The 19899-nt window shown below is 70.0% G+C and carries 17 protein-coding genes and 1 riboswitch; of the genes, 11 read left to right on the top strand and 6 right to left on the bottom strand.

Annotation, left to right across the window (positions count from 1 at the left end; translation table 11 throughout):
- Positions 1–46 precede the first annotated feature (46 nt).
- The 4 genes from metG (at position 47) to rsmA (ending at position 5513) form a co-directional block, all read left to right on the top strand.
- Positions 47–1840 carry a methionine--tRNA ligase gene (gene metG, locus ACWEOE_RS04315; protein ID WP_452003753.1) on the top strand — a complete coding sequence of 598 codons (1794 nt, stop codon included), beginning with the start codon at positions 47–49 and terminating at the stop codon, positions 1838–1840.
- A 164-nt stretch (positions 1841–2004) separates the two neighbouring features.
- The gene (locus ACWEOE_RS04310; protein WP_452003751.1) at positions 2005–2841 is read left to right on the top strand and encodes a TatD family hydrolase; all 837 of its coding nucleotides are present in this window, start codon (positions 2005–2007) and stop codon (positions 2839–2841) included.
- Between the two features lie 414 nt (positions 2842–3255).
- Positions 3256–4641, top strand: a complete 1386-nt coding sequence (locus ACWEOE_RS04305; RefSeq protein ID WP_452004557.1) for a transglycosylase family protein — start codon at positions 3256–3258, stop codon at positions 4639–4641.
- A 35-nt stretch (positions 4642–4676) separates the two neighbouring features.
- Entirely contained in the window at positions 4677–5513 is an 837-nt protein-coding gene (rsmA, locus tag ACWEOE_RS04300; protein WP_452003748.1) for a 16S rRNA (adenine(1518)-N(6)/adenine(1519)-N(6))-dimethyltransferase RsmA, read from the top strand.
- On the opposite strand, the gene ACWEOE_RS04295 is transcribed toward rsmA, so the two are convergent.
- Complete coding sequence (locus tag ACWEOE_RS04295) at positions 5504–6097, bottom strand: TetR/AcrR family transcriptional regulator (protein ID WP_452003746.1); 594 nt, start codon at positions 6095–6097, stop codon at positions 5504–5506. The two genes, rsmA and ACWEOE_RS04295, sit on opposite strands and share 10 nt — an antisense overlap.
- 387 nt (positions 6098–6484) lie before the next feature.
- Positions 6485–6591, top strand: a riboswitch (SAM riboswitch).
- A 198-nt stretch (positions 6592–6789) separates the two neighbouring features.
- On the opposite strand from ACWEOE_RS04295, the gene ACWEOE_RS04290 reads away from it, so the two are divergent.
- The 5 genes from ACWEOE_RS04290 to ACWEOE_RS04270 all read left to right on the top strand — a co-directional run bounded on the left by ACWEOE_RS04290 (position 6790) and on the right by ACWEOE_RS04270 (position 13133).
- A complete protein-coding gene (locus tag ACWEOE_RS04290) occupies positions 6790–7800 on the top strand; it encodes a methionine ABC transporter ATP-binding protein (protein WP_452003743.1) in 1011 nt (336 codons plus the stop codon).
- 108 nt (positions 7801–7908) lie between these two features.
- Entirely contained in the window at positions 7909–8544 is a 636-nt protein-coding gene (locus tag ACWEOE_RS04285; protein WP_452003740.1) for a dihydrofolate reductase family protein, read from the top strand.
- 57 nt (positions 8545–8601) lie between these two features.
- On the top strand, positions 8602–9570 hold the full coding sequence (locus ACWEOE_RS04280) for a 4-(cytidine 5'-diphospho)-2-C-methyl-D-erythritol kinase (RefSeq protein ID WP_452003737.1): 969 nt from the start codon (positions 8602–8604) through the stop codon (positions 9568–9570).
- Positions 9571–9607: 37 nt separating this feature from the next.
- On the top strand, positions 9608–11377 hold the full coding sequence (locus ACWEOE_RS04275) for an ATP-binding cassette domain-containing protein (protein ID WP_452003734.1): 1770 nt from the start codon (positions 9608–9610) through the stop codon (positions 11375–11377).
- A gap of 67 nt (positions 11378–11444) precedes the next feature.
- A complete protein-coding gene (locus ACWEOE_RS04270; protein WP_452003731.1) occupies positions 11445–13133 on the top strand; it encodes a fatty acyl-AMP ligase in 1689 nt (562 codons plus the stop codon).
- 181 nt (positions 13134–13314) lie between these two features.
- On the opposite strand, the gene ACWEOE_RS04265 is transcribed toward ACWEOE_RS04270, so the two are convergent.
- The 3 genes from ACWEOE_RS04265 to ACWEOE_RS04255 form a co-directional block, all read right to left on the bottom strand.
- On the bottom strand, positions 13315–13680 hold the full coding sequence (locus ACWEOE_RS04265; RefSeq protein WP_452003729.1) for a DivIVA domain-containing protein: 366 nt from the start codon (positions 13678–13680) through the stop codon (positions 13315–13317).
- 181 nt (positions 13681–13861) lie between these two features.
- Positions 13862–14455 (bottom strand): aminoacyl-tRNA hydrolase, encoded by a 594-nt coding sequence (gene pth / locus ACWEOE_RS04260; RefSeq protein WP_452003727.1) that lies wholly within the window; start codon positions 14453–14455, stop codon positions 13862–13864.
- A gap of 10 nt (positions 14456–14465) precedes the next feature.
- A complete protein-coding gene (locus ACWEOE_RS04255) occupies positions 14466–15071 on the bottom strand; it encodes a 50S ribosomal protein L25/general stress protein Ctc (RefSeq protein ID WP_452003725.1) in 606 nt (201 codons plus the stop codon).
- Positions 15072–15432: 361 nt separating this feature from the next.
- Here ACWEOE_RS04255 and ACWEOE_RS04250 point away from each other — a divergent pair, with 361 nt between their 5' ends.
- Positions 15433–16560, top strand: a complete 1128-nt coding sequence (locus tag ACWEOE_RS04250) for a hypothetical protein (protein ID WP_452003723.1) — start codon at positions 15433–15435, stop codon at positions 16558–16560.
- A 101-nt stretch (positions 16561–16661) separates the two neighbouring features.
- On the top strand, positions 16662–17306 hold the full coding sequence (locus ACWEOE_RS04245) for an NAD(P)-dependent oxidoreductase (RefSeq protein ID WP_452003720.1): 645 nt from the start codon (positions 16662–16664) through the stop codon (positions 17304–17306).
- Positions 17307–17351: 45 nt separating this feature from the next.
- Here ACWEOE_RS04245 and ACWEOE_RS04240 read toward each other — a convergent pair whose 3' ends face one another.
- Both ACWEOE_RS04240 and ACWEOE_RS04235 read right to left on the bottom strand, forming a co-directional pair.
- The gene (locus tag ACWEOE_RS04240) at positions 17352–18215 is read right to left on the bottom strand and encodes an esterase/lipase family protein (RefSeq protein ID WP_452003717.1); all 864 of its coding nucleotides are present in this window, start codon (positions 18213–18215) and stop codon (positions 17352–17354) included.
- Positions 18216–19011: 796 nt separating this feature from the next.
- The gene (locus ACWEOE_RS04235) at positions 19012–19863 is read right to left on the bottom strand and encodes a TIGR03621 family F420-dependent LLM class oxidoreductase (RefSeq protein WP_452003714.1); all 852 of its coding nucleotides are present in this window, start codon (positions 19861–19863) and stop codon (positions 19012–19014) included.
- Between the last annotated feature and the right edge of the window lie 36 nt (positions 19864–19899).

Genomic DNA, 19899 nt, shown 5'->3' with positions numbered 1-19899 from the left:
GGACCGCCCACAAACGCCTTGGACGGTTTCCGTAGGCTAAACAGGTATGAGCACCTCTGTGTTGACAGCGGTGGCCTGGCCCTACGCCAACGGCCCCCGCCACATCGGCCACGTATCCGGATTCGGCGTCCCGTCCGACGTCTTCTCCCGCTACCAGCGAATGGCCGGCAACCGGGTGCTCATGGTGTCCGGGACCGACGAACACGGCACGCCCATCACCGTGCAGGCCGACAACGAGGGCCTCACCCCGCAGCAGACCGCCGACAAGTACACCCGCCAGATCGACGAGGACCTGCGCGGCCTCGGCCTGTCCTACGACCTGTTCACGCGCACCTCCACCGGCAACCACGCCGAGGTCACGCAGCAGATCTTCCTCGCGCTCAACCGCAACGGCTACGTGGTCCCGAAGACCACGCGCGGCGCGATCAGCCCGTCGACCGGGCGCACGCTGCCCGACCGCTACGTGGAGGGCACCTGCCCGATCTGCGGTTACGAGTTCGCGCGCGGCGACCAGTGCGACAACTGCGGCAACCAGCTCGACGCCGCCGAGCTCATCAACCCGCACTCGCGCATCAACGGCGAGACGCCGAAGTTCGTCGAGACCGAGCACTACTTCCTCGACCTGCCGGCGTTCACCAAGACGCTCGGCGACTGGCTGTCGACGAAAAACGACTGGCGCCCGAACGTCCTCAACTTCACCAAGAACCTCATCGACGACATGCGGCCGCGCCCGATCACGCGCGACCTCGACTGGGGCGTGAAGATCCCGCTCGACGGCTGGCGCGACCAGTCGATGAAGCGCTTCTACGTGTGGTTCGACGCCGTGATCGGCTACTTCTCCGCCAGCGTCGAGTGGGCCCGGCGCACGGGCAACCCCGACGCGTGGCAGGAGTGGTGGAACAACGCCGACGCGCGTTCCTACTACTTCATGGGCAAGGACAACATCACCTTCCACGCCCAGATCTGGCCGGCGCTGCTGCTCGGCCACAACGGCGAGGGTGACCACGGCGGCCGGCCCGGCAAGTACGGCAAGCTGCACCTGCCCGACGAGATCGTGTCCAGCGAGTTCCTCACCATGAGCGGCTCGAAGTTCTCCACCTCGCGCGGCACGGTCATCTACGTGCACGACTTCCTGCGCGAGTTCGGCCCCGACGCGCTGCGCTACTTCATCTCCGTGGCCGGCCCGGAGACGCAGGACACCGACTTCACGTGGGAGGAGTTCGTCCGCCGCACCAACTTCGAGCTGGCCAACGAGTGGGGCAACCTCGTGAACCGCTCCATCTCGATGGCGCACAAGAACGTGGGCGCCATCCCGCGGCCCGACGCCCCGACGGCGGCCGACGAGGAGCTCAAGGAGCTCTCGCGCAAGGCGTTCGACACCGCCGGCGCCCACCTGGCCCGCTCGCGCTTCAAGGCGGCGGCGTCGGAGGCGATGCGCGTGGTCACCGCGGCCAACCGGTACCTGTCGGACCAGGAGCCGTGGAAGCTCAAGGACGACCCGGCGCGCCGCGACAGCGTGCTGCACACCGCGTTGCAGGTGGTCAGCGACGCGAACACGCTGCTCACGCCGTTCCTGCCGCACTCGGCGCAGAAGGTGCACGAGGCCCTCGGCGGCACGGGCGTGTGGGCCGCGCAGCCGGAGCTGCAGGAGGTCGAGGACCTCGACATCCCGGGCCGGATCAACCCGATCCTCACCGGCGACTACGCGGGTGAGCAGGCCAAGTGGGAGTCGACGCCGATCGAGGTCGGCCGGCCGCTGCAGAAGCCGACGCCGCTGTTCACGAAGCTCGACCCGAAGCTCGGCGAAGACGGGCCGGACTGGGCGCCGATCACCAAGTAACACAGTGTTGTCGGCCCGCCTCCGGCAGGGCGTGCGAGATCGTCTCAAGCGATCTCGCGGCATGGTTGGGCAAAAGGTCGGCTGGTTTTGGCTGGCTAGGTCCGTGAAGGGCGCCTCGAGCACTCCCTCGGGGCGCCCTTCGCCGTCCGGGCTAAATTCAACCCATGGGTGAAGACAAGCGTGAACTGCCGCCGATCCCCGACCGCCTCCCGGCCGCCGTGGTCGACGCCCACACCCACCTCGACGCGTGCGGCGCGAAGACCGCCGCCGACGTCACGGCCATGGTCGACCGCGCCGAACGCGCCGGCGTGGCCCGCGTGGTCACCGTCGCCGACGACCTGGCCTCGGCGCGCTGGGCCGTCGACGCGGCCACGTGGGACGAGCGCGTGTTCGCCGCCGTGGCCATCCATCCCACGCGCACCAAGGAGTTCTCCGAGGCCGACAAGTCCGAAGTGGAACGTCTGGCGGCCGCCGAGCGCGTGGTCGCCGTCGGCGAGACCGGCCTCGACTACTACTGGGACTACTCGCCGCACGACGCCCAGCAGCACGCGTTCCGCTGGCACATCGACCTCGCCAAACGGCTCGGCAAGACGCTGATGATCCACGACCGCGACGCCCACGAGGACGTGCTGCGAATCCTGGACGAAGAGGGCGCACCGGACACCGTCGTCTTCCACTGCTTCTCCGGCGACGAGCACATCGCGCGCCGCTGCGTGGACAAGGGTTACGTGCTTTCGTTCGCGGGCACGGTCACGTTCAAGAACGCCCGGGGGCTCCACGAGGCCGCCCGGCTCGCCCCGGCGGGCCAGTACCTCGTCGAGACCGACGCGCCGTTCCTGACCCCCCACCCGTTCCGTGGGCGGCCGAACGAGCCCTACTGCACCGCCTACACCGTCCGGCACCTCGCCGCGCTGAGGGGCGAAGCGGTCCACGAGGTGGCCGAAGCGGTCCGGACCACTGCCGAGCGTGTTTACCAATTGCCGTCTGTCACAACGGGTTGAACGGATTGCGACGTTCGGGGAGCGCGATAGCCCACACTGACGAGTGACACAGGTCACGACACTCCGGGGGGTGTTTGCGCAACCCGGCGACCTCCGTTACTGTCCCGTGATCGTGCCGGTCGGAACCGCGGACGCGGATCCGGCTGATACGCCCACAGTCACGTCAGTGCACGTCGGGGAAGCGGCATCGAGGTTGGTACGACTCGGGACCGTGACGATGGCGCTGACTGGGGGTGTCGGACTTGAGAGGCGCGCCGAATGGCGCGTCGCGACGAAGGAACAGGTCGTGGCGACACGTCCTGTCCTGGGAAAGGGAACGACCCAGTGACTGGTAGCAGGCAGGGTGCCTCGCGCCATAGCACCGAGAACCGTGGTGCTGCGCAGACCCTATTCTCTTCCGCTGGTTCGGTGGCCGTGCTCGAGCGAGAGCTCGACGACACCGCGTACGGAGAGCTTGATTTCTCCGACGAGCTGTACGTGACGCAGCAGGACGTGCTCGCGGCCCTCGGGCCCGACGCCGACGCGATGATGGCCGAGATCGACGTCGACGTCGACGAGCTGATCCGCCTGATCAACGCCGAGACCACGATGCTCCCGCCGCTCGCCCTGCCGGACGAGCTGGCCGAGGACCGCACCGCTTCTCCGGAGGCCAAGAAGGCCGCCGTCGAGGACGGTCTGCGCGAGGCCACCCGCACCTGGAAGCGCCGCTTCCTCAAGGGTGCGGTGCTGTCGGTCCTGATCGCCGTCGGCGGCGGCGGTGCCGCGGCGCTGGCGATGAACAAGAGCGTGACCGTCGACGTCGACGGCCACGAGCTCACCGTCCACAGCTACGGCGACACCGTCGGCGAGGTCCTGGAAGACGCCGGCCTGTCCGTCGGCGCCCACGACTCGCTTTCGCCCTCGCCGCAGGCCGAGGTCGGCGACGGCGGCGTCATCAAGCTGGAGCGCGGTCGTCAGCTGAACCTCGTCGTCGACGGCGTCTCGCGCCCCTCGTGGGTGCGCGCGACCACGCTCGGCGAGGCCATGACCCAGCTGGGCATGGGCGACATGATGAGCAAGGGCGCCTGGACGTCGATGCCGGGCACCGGCGAGCTGCCGCTCGAAGGCTCGACCGTGCAGGTCAAGACCCTCAAGCACGTCACGGTCTTCGACGGCACGAACGCGCCGCGCCAGGTCACCACGAACGCGGTGACCACCAAGGAGTTCGTCTCCGACTTCAAGATGAACCTCGGCCCGGACGACGCCGTCGAGGGTGGTCTGGACGTCGCGCTGAAGGACGGCGCCGAGATCCACGTGAGCCGCATGGGCGTCTCGATGGTCAACCAGCAGGAGACCATCGACCCCGACACCCAGAAGGTCGACGACCCGACGCTCGAGCAGGGCAAGACCACCGTTCAGGACCCGGGCACCCCGGGCCAGAAGATGGTGACCTACAAGGTCACCAAGAAGAACGGCGAAGAGATCTCCCGCGAGCAGGTCTCGGTGAAGGTCCTCGTCGAGGCCAAGCCGAAGATCCTCAAGGTCGGCACGAAGAAGCCCGCGGAACCCGCCATCGGCGACGGTTCCGCGTGGGACCGCATCGCGGCGTGCGAGGCCGGCGGCAACTGGTCCATCAACACGGGCAACGGCTACTACGGCGGCCTGCAGTTCGACAAGAGCACCTGGGACGCCTACGGCGGCGACCAGTACGCGGCCTACCCGAACCAGGCTTCGCGCGCCCAGCAGATCGCCATCGCGGAGAAGGTCCGCGACGCTCGCGGCGGCTACAGCGCCTGGCCGGTCTGCGGCAAGCGGGCCTGAGCACGGTCTTTCGCGGCTCTCGGTAGGCTTCCCCGGTGGTTGAACTGCTGGGGCCTGCCGAGATCCGCGGGCTGGCCGAAGAGCTCGACGTCCGGCCGACGAAAAAGCTCGGCCAGAACTTCGTGCACGACCCCAACACGGTTCGCCGCATCGTCGAACTGGCCGGGGTGAAGCCGGGCGACGTCGTCCTCGAAGTCGGCCCCGGCCTCGGCTCGCTGACGCTGGGATTGCTCGACGCCGGCGCGCGGGTGGTGGCCGTCGAGATCGATCCCAAGCTGGCCGCCCGGCTGCCGCGCACCGCGGCCGACCGCGCCGCGGCTGTCGCCGATCAGCTGACGGTGGTCGGCGCCGACGCGCTGCGCGTCACGGCCGCGGATCTGCCCGAAGCACCGGTGTCGCTGGTCGCGAACCTGCCGTACAACGTCGCGGTGCCCGTGGTGCTGCACCTGCTGGCCGAGCTGCCGTCGCTGGCGCGGGGTCTGGTAATGGTCCAGACCGAGGTCGCCGACCGCATGGCCGCCGGACCCGGCAGCCGGATCTACGGCGTGCCGAGTGTGAAGCTCGCTTGGTACGGGCCCGCGCGCAAGGTCGGTGCCGTGCCGCGCTCGGTGTTCTGGCCGGTGCCGAACGTCGACTCTTCCCTCGTGGCCTTCGAACGCGGCACGCCCCGCGAAGGCGTGGACCGCCAGCGGCTGTTCGAGGTGGTGGACGCCGCGTTCTCCCAGCGCCGCAAGACGCTGCGCGCGGCTCTCGCCGGTTGGGCCGGGTCGGCCGACCGCGCCGGTGAGCTGCTCGTGGCCGCCGGAATCGACCCGAAGACCCGCGGCGAGCAGCTCGACGTGCACGACTTCGTACGGCTCGCTCAAGCCTGACTCGGGCCGAACAACCGGCCGAGGTGGTAGTCGAGTGTCGCGATGGCCTCGGCCGGGGTGAAGCGGCCGTGCAGCACGTCGAGGCCCAGGCCGGTGATGCCCGCGACCAGCAGGTTCGCCTCGTGCCGGGGCTGGATCCCCGGGGGCAGGGCGGCGCGGCGGAGCAGGCTGGTGAGCAGGTCCTCCACGGGTGTTTCGGCGGCGACGAACAGTTTCGCCAGCGCCGGGTCGCTGTGGGTGCGGCTGAAGTAGGCGCGGTGCACGCGCAAGGACAGCGAGCGTTCGGCGTCGAGCGGGAGCAGTTCGGTGAGCAGCGTCCGTGCGACGCCGCGCACGCTCTGGTCCAGCTGCGCGGCCACGCGGGCCTGGGTGCGCTGCTCGCCGCGTTCGTGGAGGTAGCGCAGGGCGAGTACGAGCAGGTTGTGCTTCGTCTCGAAGTAGTACTGCACCAGCCGCAGCGACACGCCGGCTTCGGCGGCCACCTCGCGCAGGCTCACCGATTCCAGGCCGCGCTCGGCCGCGATGCGCCACACCGCCATCGCGATCTCGCGCCGGCGTTGCTCGTGGTCGACCCGTCGCGGCATCGTGCTCCCTCGCTTTCGTGGTACGACTGTATCTGATACGGCTGTATCACAACGGGGGTGGCGGACGCCCGTGAACGGCTCACCGGCGGGACAAGAGTCCGGTCGGGAAGACGCGATGTCTCGCCCTCGCGAGGTAGTTCGCCGAACCGTCAGTTACCAACCGGGCCCGATCGCGAGCGCATTCACGACGAAAATCCTCGCTGCACCAGGGAATGGAACAGTCCACAGTGGAAAGAGCGACGGCGGTTGGCGGGCCGAGGAAGTTCGGTGCCGGAGCATTCGGGGTCCACGATGTGACTGCGGGTGTCCCGGTATTCGGGCACCACCACTCGTGTGATCTGCACCAACGCGCTTGCGTTCACCCAATGGGATCGGCTTTACTCAGAAAGTCCATCCCGAGCGACTGAGAGACCTGGCTCGCCGAAGTCGCAGCAACCACCCTCCGTGGGGCAGGTGCTACAGCCAGGACCGATGGAGGCTGTTTCCGATGAAGAGGGTAGCCCGCCCGCTCCTGTTGACCCGACGGCGTGTTGTTGACGAAGGTCGCCGCACGGTAAGTGCGTGTCGACGCTCCATGGTCATCGCCTGATCCTTATTCACGCAATTCTGCGCACCGTCCGAAAAGGACGGTGATTCGGTGACGCCCGGCGCGCCCGGAAACGGCGCTGCGCCCCATGCCTGGAGCTTCCTTCGTGATCACTGTCGAAAACGTGTCCAAGTCCTTTCCCCTCAACGGAAATCCGGTTTCCGCGCTGCGCGATGTGAGCGTGGACGTGCAGGCCGGTTCCCTCTTCGGTGTGGTGGGCCCCGCCGGCTCCGGCAAGTCCACCCTCGCCCGCTGCATCGCGCTGCAGGAGCGCCCCGACCGCGGTGTTGTGCGGCTCGACGGCCTCAACACCGGTGCACTCGACGGCCGCCGGCTGCGCGAGGTTCGCCGTCAGCTGGGTGTGGTCGGCACCAAGCCGGAGCTGCTCGCCGAGCGCACCGTCGCCGGCAACATCGCCACGCCGCTGGAGCAGCTCGGCGTCGACGGCCCGCAGCGCAAGAGCCGCGTCGGCAACCTGCTCGACCTCGTGGGCCTCACCGCCCGCGCCGCGCAGAAGCCGGCCGACCTCACGCCCGGCCAGCTGCGCCGGGTCGCCGTGGCCAAGGCGCTCGCCGCCGGCCCCGCCGTGCTGCTCGCCGACGACCCCACCGCCGGCATCGCCCCCGAGGAAGCCGGCGCCGTGCTGGCCGTGCTCGACCGGGCACGCGCCGAGCTGGGCACCACGGTGTTGCTCACCACGCCGGACGCCGGTGTCGTCCGCCGCGTCTGCGACGACGTCGCGGTGCTCGAAGACGGCGCGGTCGTCGAACGCGGCCACGTGCTCGACCTCATCGCCTCCCCCGGCAGCTGGACCGCGCAGGCGGTGCTGCCGGCCATCGAAACGGCCCGGGCGCAGACCGCCAAGTACGACCGGTCCGCCGACATCGTGCTGATCGGCTTCGCGTCCGTCGGCGCGCTGCTGCCCGAGGCGGCCGGCCGCTTCGACGTGGAGCTCGCCACCATCGGCGGCGGCCTGACCCGCATCGGTGACACCCCGATCGCCCGCTTCCGCGTGGGTGTCCGCGGTGAGCGGGCCGACGCGGCGCTGGCGTGGATCGCCGACCGCGGTGCCCACGTGACGCAGGCCGCCCGCGGTCCGCAGAGCGTCGCCGCCTGAGCCACGGTCTTCCGGAATCGAGAGGGCCCCTCGCGGATTCGAGGGGCCCTGTCGATTTCCGGGGAGCTCGTTCGACGTCCTCGTGTCCGGCGACACGAGGAGGATCACATGACGCACCACGGCGGACCGATCCGGCTGTACATGTCGATGTCCCTCGACGGGTTCATCACCGGGCCCGACGATCGGCGTGGGCAGGAGCTCGGCGAGGGCGGCGGGCGGCTGTTCAACTGGCTCGACGACCGTTTCGGCGACGGGCCCAGCGGTGAGATCTACCGCGAGGCCTTGGCGACCGGTGCCGTGATCTCGGGCCGGCGCACGTTCGAGCTGGCCGGGCGGTGGCAGGGCGACCACCACGACGGCGTGGCGATCAACGTCCTGACGCACCACGTCGAACCGGACGACACACCGCCCGGTAGCGCGCGGTTCTACACCGACGTCGGCGAGTGCGTGGCCGACGCGCGGGCCGCCGCGGGCGGGCGGGCGGTGCTGGTGCACGGCGCCGGCGCGGCGCAAGCGTTGCTGCGTGCGGATTTGCTCGACGAGCTGGAGATCCACCTCGTGCCGGTGCTGCTGGGCCGTGGGCGGCGGTTGTTCGGCGACACCCACGTCGAGCTGCGCCAGGTCCGGCAGTGGACCGACCGCGACGTGACCCACTTGCGCTACGAGGTGGTGCGCGGGCCCGCGCCGGACACGAAGTCCGAAAGTGGCGGGGACGTGTCCGAAGGGTTGGGACACGCGTCCTGAAAACGGCTGTTTTCTCCTGGTGGGGAGCCCAGGCGTCCGGCCACGTAGGCTTGACGGGTGCTCGCCGTAGTTCCACCACCAGTCACCGTCCGGGTCCCGGCCAAGGTCAACCTGCACCTGGCGATCGGTGACCTGCGTGAGGACGGTTACCACGACCTGGTCACCGTGTTCCAGGCGTTGTCGCTCACGGACGAGGTGACCGTCGCGGCCACCGACGATCCCGGGCTCGAGGTCTACGGCGAGGGGGAAGGCTCGGTGCCCACCGATGCCACCAACCTCGCCTGGCGCGCGGCCCAGGAGCTCTCCCTCTACACCGGGCGCCCCGAGGGCGACGACCCCAAGGTGCGGATCGTGCTGCGCAAGGGCATCCCCGTCGCCGGCGGTATGGCGGGCGGCAGTGCCGACGCCGCGGCGACGCTCGTGGGCCTGGCCTCACTGTGGAAGCTCGACGTGACGCGCGACGAGCTGGCCGCCATCGCGGGCAAGCTCGGCAGCGACGTGCCCTTCGCGCTCTACGGCGGCACCGCGCTCGGCACCGGCCGCGGTGAGCAGCTCGTGCCGGTGCTCTCGCGCCACACGTTCCACTGGGTGCTCGCGTTCGACTCCGAAGGCCTGTCGACGCCGAAGGTGTTCAAGGAGCTCGACCGGCTGCGCACCGACGGCAACCCGCCGCGCATCGGCTCGCACACGCCGGTCGTCGAGGCACTGGCGTCGGGCGACCCCCGTCAGCTCGCGCTGCTGCTGGGCAACGACCTGCAGGCGGCCGCCGTGTCCCTGCGTCCCGGCCTGCGCCGTACGCTGCGCGCCGGTGTGAACGCGGGTGCCCTGGCCGGCTGCGTGTCCGGCTCGGGGCCCACGTGCGCGTTCCTCTGCGCCGACGCGCAGGCCGCCGTCGAGGTGGCGGCCGAGCTGTCCGGCGCCGGCGTGTGCCGCACGGTGCGCGTCGCCCACGGCCCCGTGCCCGGTGCCCGGCTGGTCGGCGGCGACGACGCGCCCCGGGGCACGCCGCCGCGCGTGCACGCGTGACCCTTCTGTCCACTGTGGAAAGGATCGGCTGAATCGGATGGCCAACCTGGTCAACCTGGAGTCGGTGAGCAAGTCGTACGGCGTGAAACCGTTGCTGGACGGTGTTTCGCTCGGCGTCGCCGCCGGGCAGCGCATCGGCGTGGTCGGTCTCAACGGCGGCGGCAAGACGACGCTGCTGGAAGTGCTCGCGGGCATCAGCGAGCCGGATTCCGGTCGCGTGAGCCACGTTCGCGACCTGCGCATGGCCGTCGTCACGCAGCGAACCGAACTGCCGCACGGCAGCACGGTCGGTGACGTCGTGCTGGAGCGCTACGGCGCCGAACACGAATGGGCCGCCGACGCCCGCGTGCGGTCCATTGTGGACGGTCTGGGGATCACGGCCATCGGTCTCGACACCCCGACCGCCAACCTCTCCGGTGGCGAACGCCGGCGCGTCGCGCTGGCGGCCGCGCTGACCGGTGAGCTCGACCTCGTGGTGCTTGACGAGCCCACCAACCACCTGGACGTCGAAGGTGTCCGCTGGCTGGCCGACCACCTGCTGTCCCGCCGCATCGCCGTGGTGGTCGTGACCCACGACCGGTGGTTCCTCGACACCGTCGCGAGCCTCACGTGGGAAGTCGCGAACGGGCGCGTCGAGCAGTACGAAGGCGGTTACGCCGACTGGATCTTCGCGCGCGCCGAGCGGGCGCGCCTGGCCGCGACGGCCGAGGAGAAGCGGCAGAACCTGGCGCGCAAGGAGCTGGCGTGGCTGCGCCGCGGCCCGCAGGCGCGCTCGTCGAAGCCGCGCTACCGCGTGGAAGCCGCCGAGGCGCTGATCGCCGACGTGCCGCCGCTGCGCGACTCCGTGGAGCTGATGGCGTTCGCCAAACGCCGCCTCGGCAAAACGGTGCTGGAGCTGGAAGACGTGTCGCTGTCCGTCGGCGACCGCACGCTGCTCGACCACGTGACGTGGCGCATCGGGCCGGGTGACCGAGTGGGTCTCGTCGGCGTGAACGGCTCGGGCAAGACCTCGCTGCTCAAGCTGCTGGGCGGCGACGTCGAGCCGGAGACCGGACGGCGCGTCGAGGGCAAGACCGTGGCGCTCGCGCACCTGCGCCAGGAGCTCGACGACCTGCCGGGCGACCTGCGGGTGCTGCAGGCCATCGAGCAGGTGGCCGGGCGCGTCGTGTTCGGCAAGCAGGAGATGACGGCTTCGCAGCTGGGCGAGAAGCTCGGTTTCCCGCCCGAACGGCAGTGGACGCCCGTCGGTGACCTGTCGGGCGGCGAGCGGCGCCGGCTGCAGCTGTGCCGGCTGCTGATGGCCGAGCCCAACGTGCTGCTGCTCGACGAGCCCACCAACGACCTCGACATCGACACCCTGCAGCAGCTCGAAGACCTGCTCGACGGCTGGCCCGGCACGATGGTCGTGGTCTCGCACGACCGTTACCTCGTGGAACGCGTCTGCGACATCACCGTGGCCTTGTTCGGCGACGGCCACGTGACGAACCTGCCCGGCGGCATCGAGGAGTACCTCGACCGCCGCACGAAGCTGAAGGACGTGGCGCCGCGGCGCGAGGAGGCGGCTCCGGACAAGGCCGAGGCCAAGCGCAGCAACGCCGAGATCCGGGCGGCGCAGAAGGAGCTCGGGCGGCTGGAGCGCAAGCTCGACCAGCTGGCCGCGCGTGAGGAGAAGCTGCACGCGGCGTTGCTGGAAGCGGCGACGGACCCGGACAAGCTGATCGCGCTGAACACCGAGCTCAAGGGCGTGCACGCGGAGAAGGAAGACGTCGAGGCGCGCTGGCTGGAGACGTCCGAAGCCCTGGAATGACGTGTTGACCGTCGCTGTTCACGCCACCGCGGGCGGGCGTTGACAACCAGACAGTAATCTGTCGCGCATGAGTCGGTTCGTGGACACGCTCGTCGGCACGGCGACGGGGCGGGGTCAGCAGCGCGGCATGGTCACGGGCGAGCCCAAGGAGCCGGTGCGCCGGACCTGGGCCGAGGTCCACGACCAGGCCAAGAAGATCGCCGGTGGGCTGGTCGCGAGCGGGTTGAAGCCCGGTAGTGCGGTGGCGGTGCTGGCCGCCGCGCCGGTGCTGATCGCGCCCACCGTGCAGGCCGTGTGGCTGGCGGGTGGCAGCGTGACGATGCTGCACCAGCCGACGGCGCGCACGGACCTCGTCGAGTGGGCCGAGGACACGGTGAAGGTGCTGAACATGATCGGCGCCGGGCTCGTGGTGCTGGGCGAGCCGTTCGACCAGCTCGCGCCCGTGCTGGCGGAGAAGGGCATCGAGCACCGCCTGATCACGGAGCTGGCCGAGGCCGAGCCGCTGGCCGAGGTCGTGCCCACCGCCGAGGGCGACACCGCACTCCTGCAGCTCACCAGCGGGTCGACGGCCGACCCGAAGGCCGTGCGGATCACGTATGGGAACCTCTACACCAACGTCAAGGCCATGGTCGAGCGCGCGGAGTTCGACTTCGACGTCGACGTGATGGTGTCGTGGCTGCCGACGTTCCACGACATGGGCATGGTCGGGTTCCTGACCGTGCCGATGACGTTCGGCGTGGAGCTGGTGAAGATCACGCCGGTCGAGTTCCTGTCCGGCCCGTTGATCTGGCCCGAGCTGATCTCCAAGTACAACGGCACGACCACGGCCGCGCCGAACTTCGCGTACGCCATCGTCGGGCGCCGCATGGCCCGCGTCGAGGACGACAACGCCTACGACCTGTCCAAGCTGCGCATCGCCCTCAACGGTGCCGAGCCGGTGGACGAGGCGGCCGTGCAGACGTTCGTCGACGCGGGCGCGCGCTTCAAGATGCCCGCCGAGTGCGTGTTCCCCGCCTACGGCATGGCCGAGGCGACGCTGGCCGTGTCGTTCGCGCCGCTGTTCACGGGCCTCACGCTGGACGTCGTCGAGGCCGACGCCCTGGAGGCCGACAACCGGGCCGTCCCGGTGCCCGAGGGCGATCCGCGCCGCGGCACGGAGGCGGTGCGCGCGTTCGCCATGCTGGGCCGCCCGCTCGACGGTCTGGAGGCGGACATCGTCTCCACTGACGGCGAGGTCCTGGGTGACCGTGAGGTCGGCGAGATCCGCCTGCGCGGGCCCGCCGTGACCCCCGGCTACCTGACCGTCGACGGCCCGCTCGAGACCCAGGACGCAGAGGGCTGGATGAAAACCGGCGACCTGGGTTACCTCGTCGACGGCCAGATCGTGATCTGCGGCCGCCGCAAGGACGTCATCATCATGGGCGGCCGCAACCTGTACCCCACCGACATCGAACGCGCGGCCACCTCGGTCGAGGGCGTGCGCGCCGGCAACGCCGTCGCCGTCCGCCTCGACGCGGGCAGCCGCCGCGAACGCTTCGCCGTTGTCGTGGAGTCGAAGCTGGCCGGTGACCTCGACGCCGAGCGCGCCCTGTCCAAGGAGGTCGCCGCCCGCGTGCGCGACGCCGTGGACATGCGCCCGTTCGCGGTGGTGGTGCTGCCCGCCGGAAGCCTGCCGAAGACGCCGTCGGGCAAGGTCAAGCGAGCGGCGACTGCGGTGCAGTACGCGGACAAGATCGCGCGCAACGCGGAGCACTGACCCCTGTGGGGCACTGACCCCTGTGGGGCACTGACCCCGGAAAACGAGAACCGGCCCGCTCAACCTGTGAGCGGGCCGGTTCTCGTTTTTCGGGGTTCTGGGAGTCCGGAGGGCGGGGTTTGGTTCAGGAGGAAAGCGCCGCGGGGGAACGGCGCGGGAGATTAGCGCCTCGGGGGAGGGGCTACCGCTCCTGGAAGTGGGCTTCGGTCTCCGTCACCTCCGGGCGCGGGGCGCGCGAGGCGGTGGCCTCGTGCTCGTCGCGGGCGCCGGGAACGGCGGGGGCGCGCCGGCCGGACAGGTCGGCGAGCTGGTCTTCCACGGCGTCGAGGAATTCGTCGACTTCGCGTTCGTCGTAGCCGCGCTTGCCGATCAGCGGCTTGTTGAACATGACGTGGTGGACTTCGGCCGCGGTCAGGTCGTCCTCTTCGGCGATCGTTTTCGCGATGCGCCGCACGAACTCGTCGACCTCCTGTTTGGCATAACCACGGCGGCCGATCGGGGCGTTACCGAAGGTGACCTCGCTGAGGTCCTCGGCGGTGAACGACATGAAACATTCTCCGATTCAGGGTCGGTATGCGGACTCCCGCTTTCCGTCCTAACCGGTCACCGGGGCAGCGGGAAGGCCGCGCGCACCGGGACGACTCGATCAGGGCCCCATAAGCCGCCCATCGAGTGAGGAAAAACTACGCAAAGCAACTGTTGATCACTGACAGGGAGCAATCGGTTGCTCAGCCCGCGTGGAATTCGTTCTGGGCGGCGGTGAGCCCCTTCGAGACAAGCGCTTCGGCCGCGTCGGCGGCCACGGAGATCTCGAACGGGAGCTCTTTGCGCTCGACCGTCGAGAAGTCCTTGAGCACGAAATCGGCGGGGTCCTGGCGGCCCGGCGGGCGGCCGATGCCCACGCGCACGCGGTAGTACTCACGCGTGCCGAGCGATTTGGTGATGGACCGCAGGCCGTTGTGCCCGTTGTCGCCACCGCCGAGCTTGAGCTTCAGGGAGCCGAAGTCGACGTCGAGCTCGTCGTGGACCACGACGACGCCCGAGGGGTCGACCTTGAAGAACCGGGCGGCGCCGACCACGGGCCCGCCGGAGAGGTTCATGAACGAGCGCGGCTTGACCAGCACCACGCGCCGGCCCGACAGCCGGCCCTCCAGCACCTCGGCGCCACTTTTGTGCGCCTTGAACTTGCCGCCGATGCGGGTGGCCAGCTCGTCGAGCACCATGAAACCGACGTTGTGGCGGTTGCCGGCGTATTGGGGCCCGGGATTGCCGAGGCCGGCGAGCAGTGTCAGCTCGCCGGCCCCGGGCAGGTCTTCACTCACGGAAGTGAGTTTATTCGGCGTCTCCGGCGGCGGCCTCGGCGCCTTCGCCGGCCTCTTCGTCAGCGGCCTCTTCACGCTGCGGCTCGTTCACGGCCACGACCAGCGCTTCGGCGTCGGTCACGAGGACCGCGCCCTGCGGCAGCGTGAGCTGCGCGGCGGTGATCTGGGTGCCGACCTCGGCGCCCTCGACCGAGACCTCGATCTGGTCGGGGATGTGCAGGGCCTCGACCTCGATCTGCACGGCGTCGAGGTCCTGGTTCACCAGGCCACCCGGGCCGGCGGTGCCGGTGACGACCACCGGCACGTCGACGGTGACCTTCTCGCCGCGGCGGACCACGAGCAGGTCGACGTGCTCGATGTAGTTCTTCAGCGGGTGCACGACGATGGTCTTCGTCAGCGCGAGCTCGCTGGAGCCCTCCAGGTCGAGGGTGAGCACGGCGTTGCTGCCGTTCTCACGCACGACGCGGGCGAACTCGATGGCCGGCAGCGCGAAGTGCCGCGGGTCCGAGCCGTGCCCGTAGAGGACCGCGGGGATCTTGCCGGCGCGACGGGTGCGCCGCGCGGCGCCCTTGCCGAACTCGGTGCGCGGCTCGACGGAAAGACGTACCTCGGACACGGTGTAGCACTCCTTCAAATCACAATTCGAGCAGCAGGTGGCGGCGGGGATCGTCGATCTCTGCTCAGGGCGGTGTTCACAAATCAGCGTTCGAAATTCGGCTGCGTACGGCGGCGAGTTTCCAGGCGTGCACATTCCACGGGGCTTCTCGAGCCGCCGCGTCGATCACGCTGGGCACCACAGGGTGCACCCGCCTCGCCGAGACAACTCGAGAAGTGTAAACCCTCGTCGCACAAGGAGGTTGCGGTGGGTGGCCCCGCCCGGCTAAACCTTGGGTCGGCCGGCGGGTGACGACTTGATTCCGGTCGTGCAGGCGCGTGCCGCGGGCATGGGATGATCCCCGCGGAAAAGAGGGGCGAGAATGCGGGCTGGATGGATCGCCGCGGCGGTCGTACTACTGGGTGGGGTACTGGCGGGCTGCGAGGTCGCGGTCTCCGGTTCGGCGGGAGTTTCCGCCGCTGACCAGCAGAAAGCCGACCGGCTTTCGGAGCAGCGCGAGGCCGTGGACGCCGCTTTGGACGCGCTGGGCAAGGCGCCCGCGCTGGAGCTCGACACCACGGTGAAGGATGCCTCGGGCAAGCCGATCGGGGTCGGTTTCCGCATCACGCGCGACGGCGACGGATTCGGCGCGCTGCCGTTCGAAGGTCACGTGGTGCAGGTCACCGAACTCGGCGACGATCTCTACCTCTCCGCCGACGCCGACTACTGGAAGTCGCACGGCCTCGAGGAAAACAGCACGCAGTTCGGTGCCGGCTGGGTGCACACCGTCGGCACGGAGCTGCCGATGGATCCCTCCGCGCGGTTCTCCCCGGGCCGGCTGGTGGCCGGGCTGACCAAATCGTTGTCGACTCTCAACCAGACCGCCGACCCGGTGAAGCGCAAGCTCGACGACGGCACGGAGGTCTACCAGCTCGGCGGCGGCCTCGGTGCGCTGCAGGTGACCACCGCGTCGCCCCACCGCGTGGTCTCGTTCGCGCCGGCGCTGCTCGACCCGCTCGGCGGCCCGAAGCTCGGCACCGGCTTCCAGGTCAAGCCGCTGACCGGCGACGACCTCAAGAAGTTCCACGCCGACTTCGACAACGCCGTCGGCGGGCTGGGCCGGCCGTTCGACGGCCTCGCGCAGGCGAGCGTGGTGGTCACCAACGACCGCCTCGACTGCCAGGACTTCGTCGGCTCGTGCACCGCCACCGTCGACGTGACCAACAGCGTCGTCGGCAACAGCCCGGGCTCGAAGCCCACTGTGCACGTGACACTCACGATCGACATCAGCGCCGATTCCCTCGGGTCGAAGACCTGCTCCACGCAAGGCGACGCGGCCGCCGACGCGACCATCACCATGTCGTGCACGGTCAAGTTCTCGCTGCCCAACCGCACGGCCAGCTACCAGGTGCTCGCGAAGCCGACGGCCGTCGGCGAGGTGCGTGTGCCCTTCGACGCGAACGCGGCGAAGGCCGGTCTCGCGAAGTCGTTCGCCCAGCTCGGCGGCTGACCTGCACGCCTACCCGGCGGTGCGTTGGTTTCGTTGAAGTAGTGGATCACCCGCCTCTACCCTCGCTCTCGTTGAGCGTTCAATCAGGAGGGACGGGGAACATGAGCAAGCTGGTGGTTTTCGGCGCGACGGGGTACGCCGGTGGCCGGATCACGGACGAGGCCCTGCGGCGTGGCCACGCGGTGGTGGGTGTGGCGCGCAAGGCCGAGGGCCTGCCCGCCGAGGTGGAGGCCCGCTCGGGCTCGCTGCACGACGACGGCTTCATCACTGACGTGACCGAGGGCGCCGACGTCATCGTGGTCGCGACGCCCAGCCGTGCCGACGACGAGGGCCGGCGGCTGCTCGACGCGCTGCCGGCGCTGAGCGAAGCGGCCCGCGCGACCGGGGCGCGGCTGTCGTTCGTGGGTGGCGCGGGGTCCCTGCACACGACCGAGGGCGGTCCGCGGCTGGTGGACACGCCCGACTTCCCGGACGAGTACAAGTCCGAGGCGAGCTCCCACGCGGACGTGCTCGACGCGTTGCGCGCGCTGCCGGCCGACGTCGAGTGGTTCTACGTGAGCCCGGCCGCGGAATTCGGCGCTTGGGTTCTGGGGGAGCGCAAGGGGTCGTTCCGCCTGGGCGGCGACGTGCTGGTGACCGACGATGCGGGGAAGTCGCACATCGGTGGTGACGACTTCGCGATCGCGTTCCTCGACGAGATCGACGAGCCGCGCCACAGCCGGGCGCGCTTCACCGTCGCGTACTGACGGCCGGCGCGGGGCCCCTCGAAACCCGAGGGGCCCCGCCCGGGATCAGCCCGGGGAGCCGACGGTGCAGAAGAACTTCGTGGCGTGGGCCGGGTCGAGGGCGTTGGTGACGAGGTTCCAGACGTTGAGGTCGTAAGCCTCGCCGATGTGGCCCACCGGGTCGAACGGGCACGTGTCCTGGACGTACTCGTTGCGCACGCCGGCCTCGCGCACGAACGCCGTGTCGGTGGGGGTCACCAGCTCGTCGTAGCGCGAGGTGATCACGGTGTACTTCACGCCGGGCTGCGCGATGGGACCGTTCGTGAGGGTCTTGACGGCCGCGCCGTCGGTGATCAGATCGTCGCAGGCCGGGCAGCCGAGCGTCTGCAGGGCCTTGCCGACGGCGTCGCGCTCGCCCTGCCCGAGCAGGTACGCGAGCTTGGTCAGGCCGGCGAACGTGGTGCCGTGCGTGGGCGGCGCGATGGACACGACCGAGCCGATCTTGTCCGAGATGCCCTGGGTTTTCGTGACGTAGAGGGACTGGAAGCCGCCCTCGGAGTGGCCGACGACGTCCACTTGCGACGCTCCGGTCTCCGCGAGCACCTGGCCGATGAACGCCTTGATCTCCGCGGCCGAGTCGGCGATGGGGCGCAGGCCGCCGACCACGGGGAAACCGGGGTAGGCGCCGTAGGTCTGGCTGAACGTGCAGTAGCCCTTGGCCGCGACGGCAGCTTGCATGAGGTTGAGGTCCTCGTAGTAGGTGGCGCCGAGGCCGTGGAGGAAGACCACGGGACGGGGGTGCGCCGCGCTGGGCCGGCACGAGGGGTCGTTGTTGCCGCCGCCCGCTGCTTGCGCCGGGGCGGCGGTGAACGCGGCCGCCACGAGCGCCACGGCGGCCAGCACGGCCGCCTTGGTCCGCAGTTTCCTCATGGAGAAGGGTCCTTCCTCACGGTCACCGGCGGCGTTGCCGGTGGTTCAGCGGGCGGGGTGGAGCGCAGTCGACCGGTGCGGTGTGGCACCGGGCGACGACGTCGCTCCGGATCTCGAGGACCGGGGGCGGCTCACCGGACCAGACCATGAACGGCTCGGGCCCGATCGCGAACTCCCGGATTCGCTCGGGCGGAGAATAGCGTGCGTTCACCGACTCCACGTCACGGGTGATGACCGAACGCAGTCGTTCGTCGGTGTGCCTGCCGGGTTCCCGGTTTCCGCGGTGAGTGCGGGCAGATCGTCCGGGATCGACGCTCGGCGGCGCCATCGGGTACGGCCGAGCAGCACGGCATCGGCGACCCGGCGCAGGTCGTTCTCGATCGCGGCGGGTGAGAGGTTCTTGGCAGCCGAGGTGATCACGCGGTCCTTCTTGCGGCCGGTGAGGGTGAGGAAGCCGTCGGCGTCGAGTCAGCCGAGGTCGCTGGTTTGCCGCCGAACGTCCACAATGGACTCCCCGGGGCGCCTCGGGATTCGCGCGGCCGGCCTGGTGGGCGGCGGTGTTCGCGTGGCGCCAGAACTGTTGCCTGCGGCTGGTTTCCGCGAAGCTCGTGGCACCGTGGACGTTGATCAGGATGTTGATCGCTTCGAGCACCTGCTGGGCGACGTGACGACCATGAGGGTCGCCACGCCCGCTTCGTGGCCGCCGAGCCGCTGGGGCGTGAGGTTCCGGAGCAGCCCGGCGTCGGCGAGTGCGGTGTGCACCTCGTCGACGAGGTGGCGGTTCTGCTCGCCGCGATCAACGTCCCCGAAGCTGAGCCACCACCGGCGCCAGCTCCTCCATCATCGAGTCGAACACCGTGATGTACGAGAATCCCCACCGTTCCCGGCGCTGCACGAGCTGTTCGGCGATCTCATCCGCCGTCCCCAGCAACAGCTGCGGTGCTTCCAGCAGCTCGTCGACCCCAGGCTTCGGATCCGTCGATGACCGCCATTCCTCAGCTGCCCCGCGGCGGTCGGTGGTGACGACCACGCGTTGCACCAGCAGGTTGTACTCGACGTCGCGATCACTGGCCAGGGAACGGAAGTAGGCGACCCGCTCGTCCATGACCGGGGCCGGGTCCAGGACGAAGGTGCCTGGTGCTTTGCCGCGGGCCTGACGCAGTCCGGCGAAGCCGACGACGTCGGCCTCGCCGGCGGCCAGGGCGAGGACGCCGTTGCTGTTGCCCGCGATGAGCAGGCGCGGCAGGGTGTCGAGGCGGGAGCGCAGTTCGGCCAGGCCGTCACGCAGGTAGGCGATGCGGTCGGCGGCGTTGCGCCACGGCAGGCGTGCCTCGTCGAACTCGGATTTCATGTGGCCGGAGCCCAGGCCGAGCTCGAGGCGGCCGCCGGTGAGCACCTGGGTGCTCTCGACGTCGCGGGCGAACAGGGCGACGTTGTAGAACGGCAGGTTCGACACGAGCGTCCCGACCAGCGGCCGCGAGGTCACCGAAGCGGCAGCCACCAGGGCCGGGAACGGCGCCGGGCGCCCGGCGCCCAAGTGGTCGGGCACGCTGATCGCGTCGTAGCCGAGTTCCTCGGCGCGCCGGCACTGGTCGTGGAACGTGGTCGTGACGGACCGCAGGCTGACACCGAACTTGAAGTTCCCCATGCGGCGAAGCTAGCGGCCTGAACCACCCCCGCACAG

The sequence above is a fragment of the Amycolatopsis sp. NPDC004368 genome (genome assembly GCF_053602515.1).
Note: the sequence above shows the minus strand (reverse complement) of the source record. Positions and strands in the feature narration are given on the sequence as shown.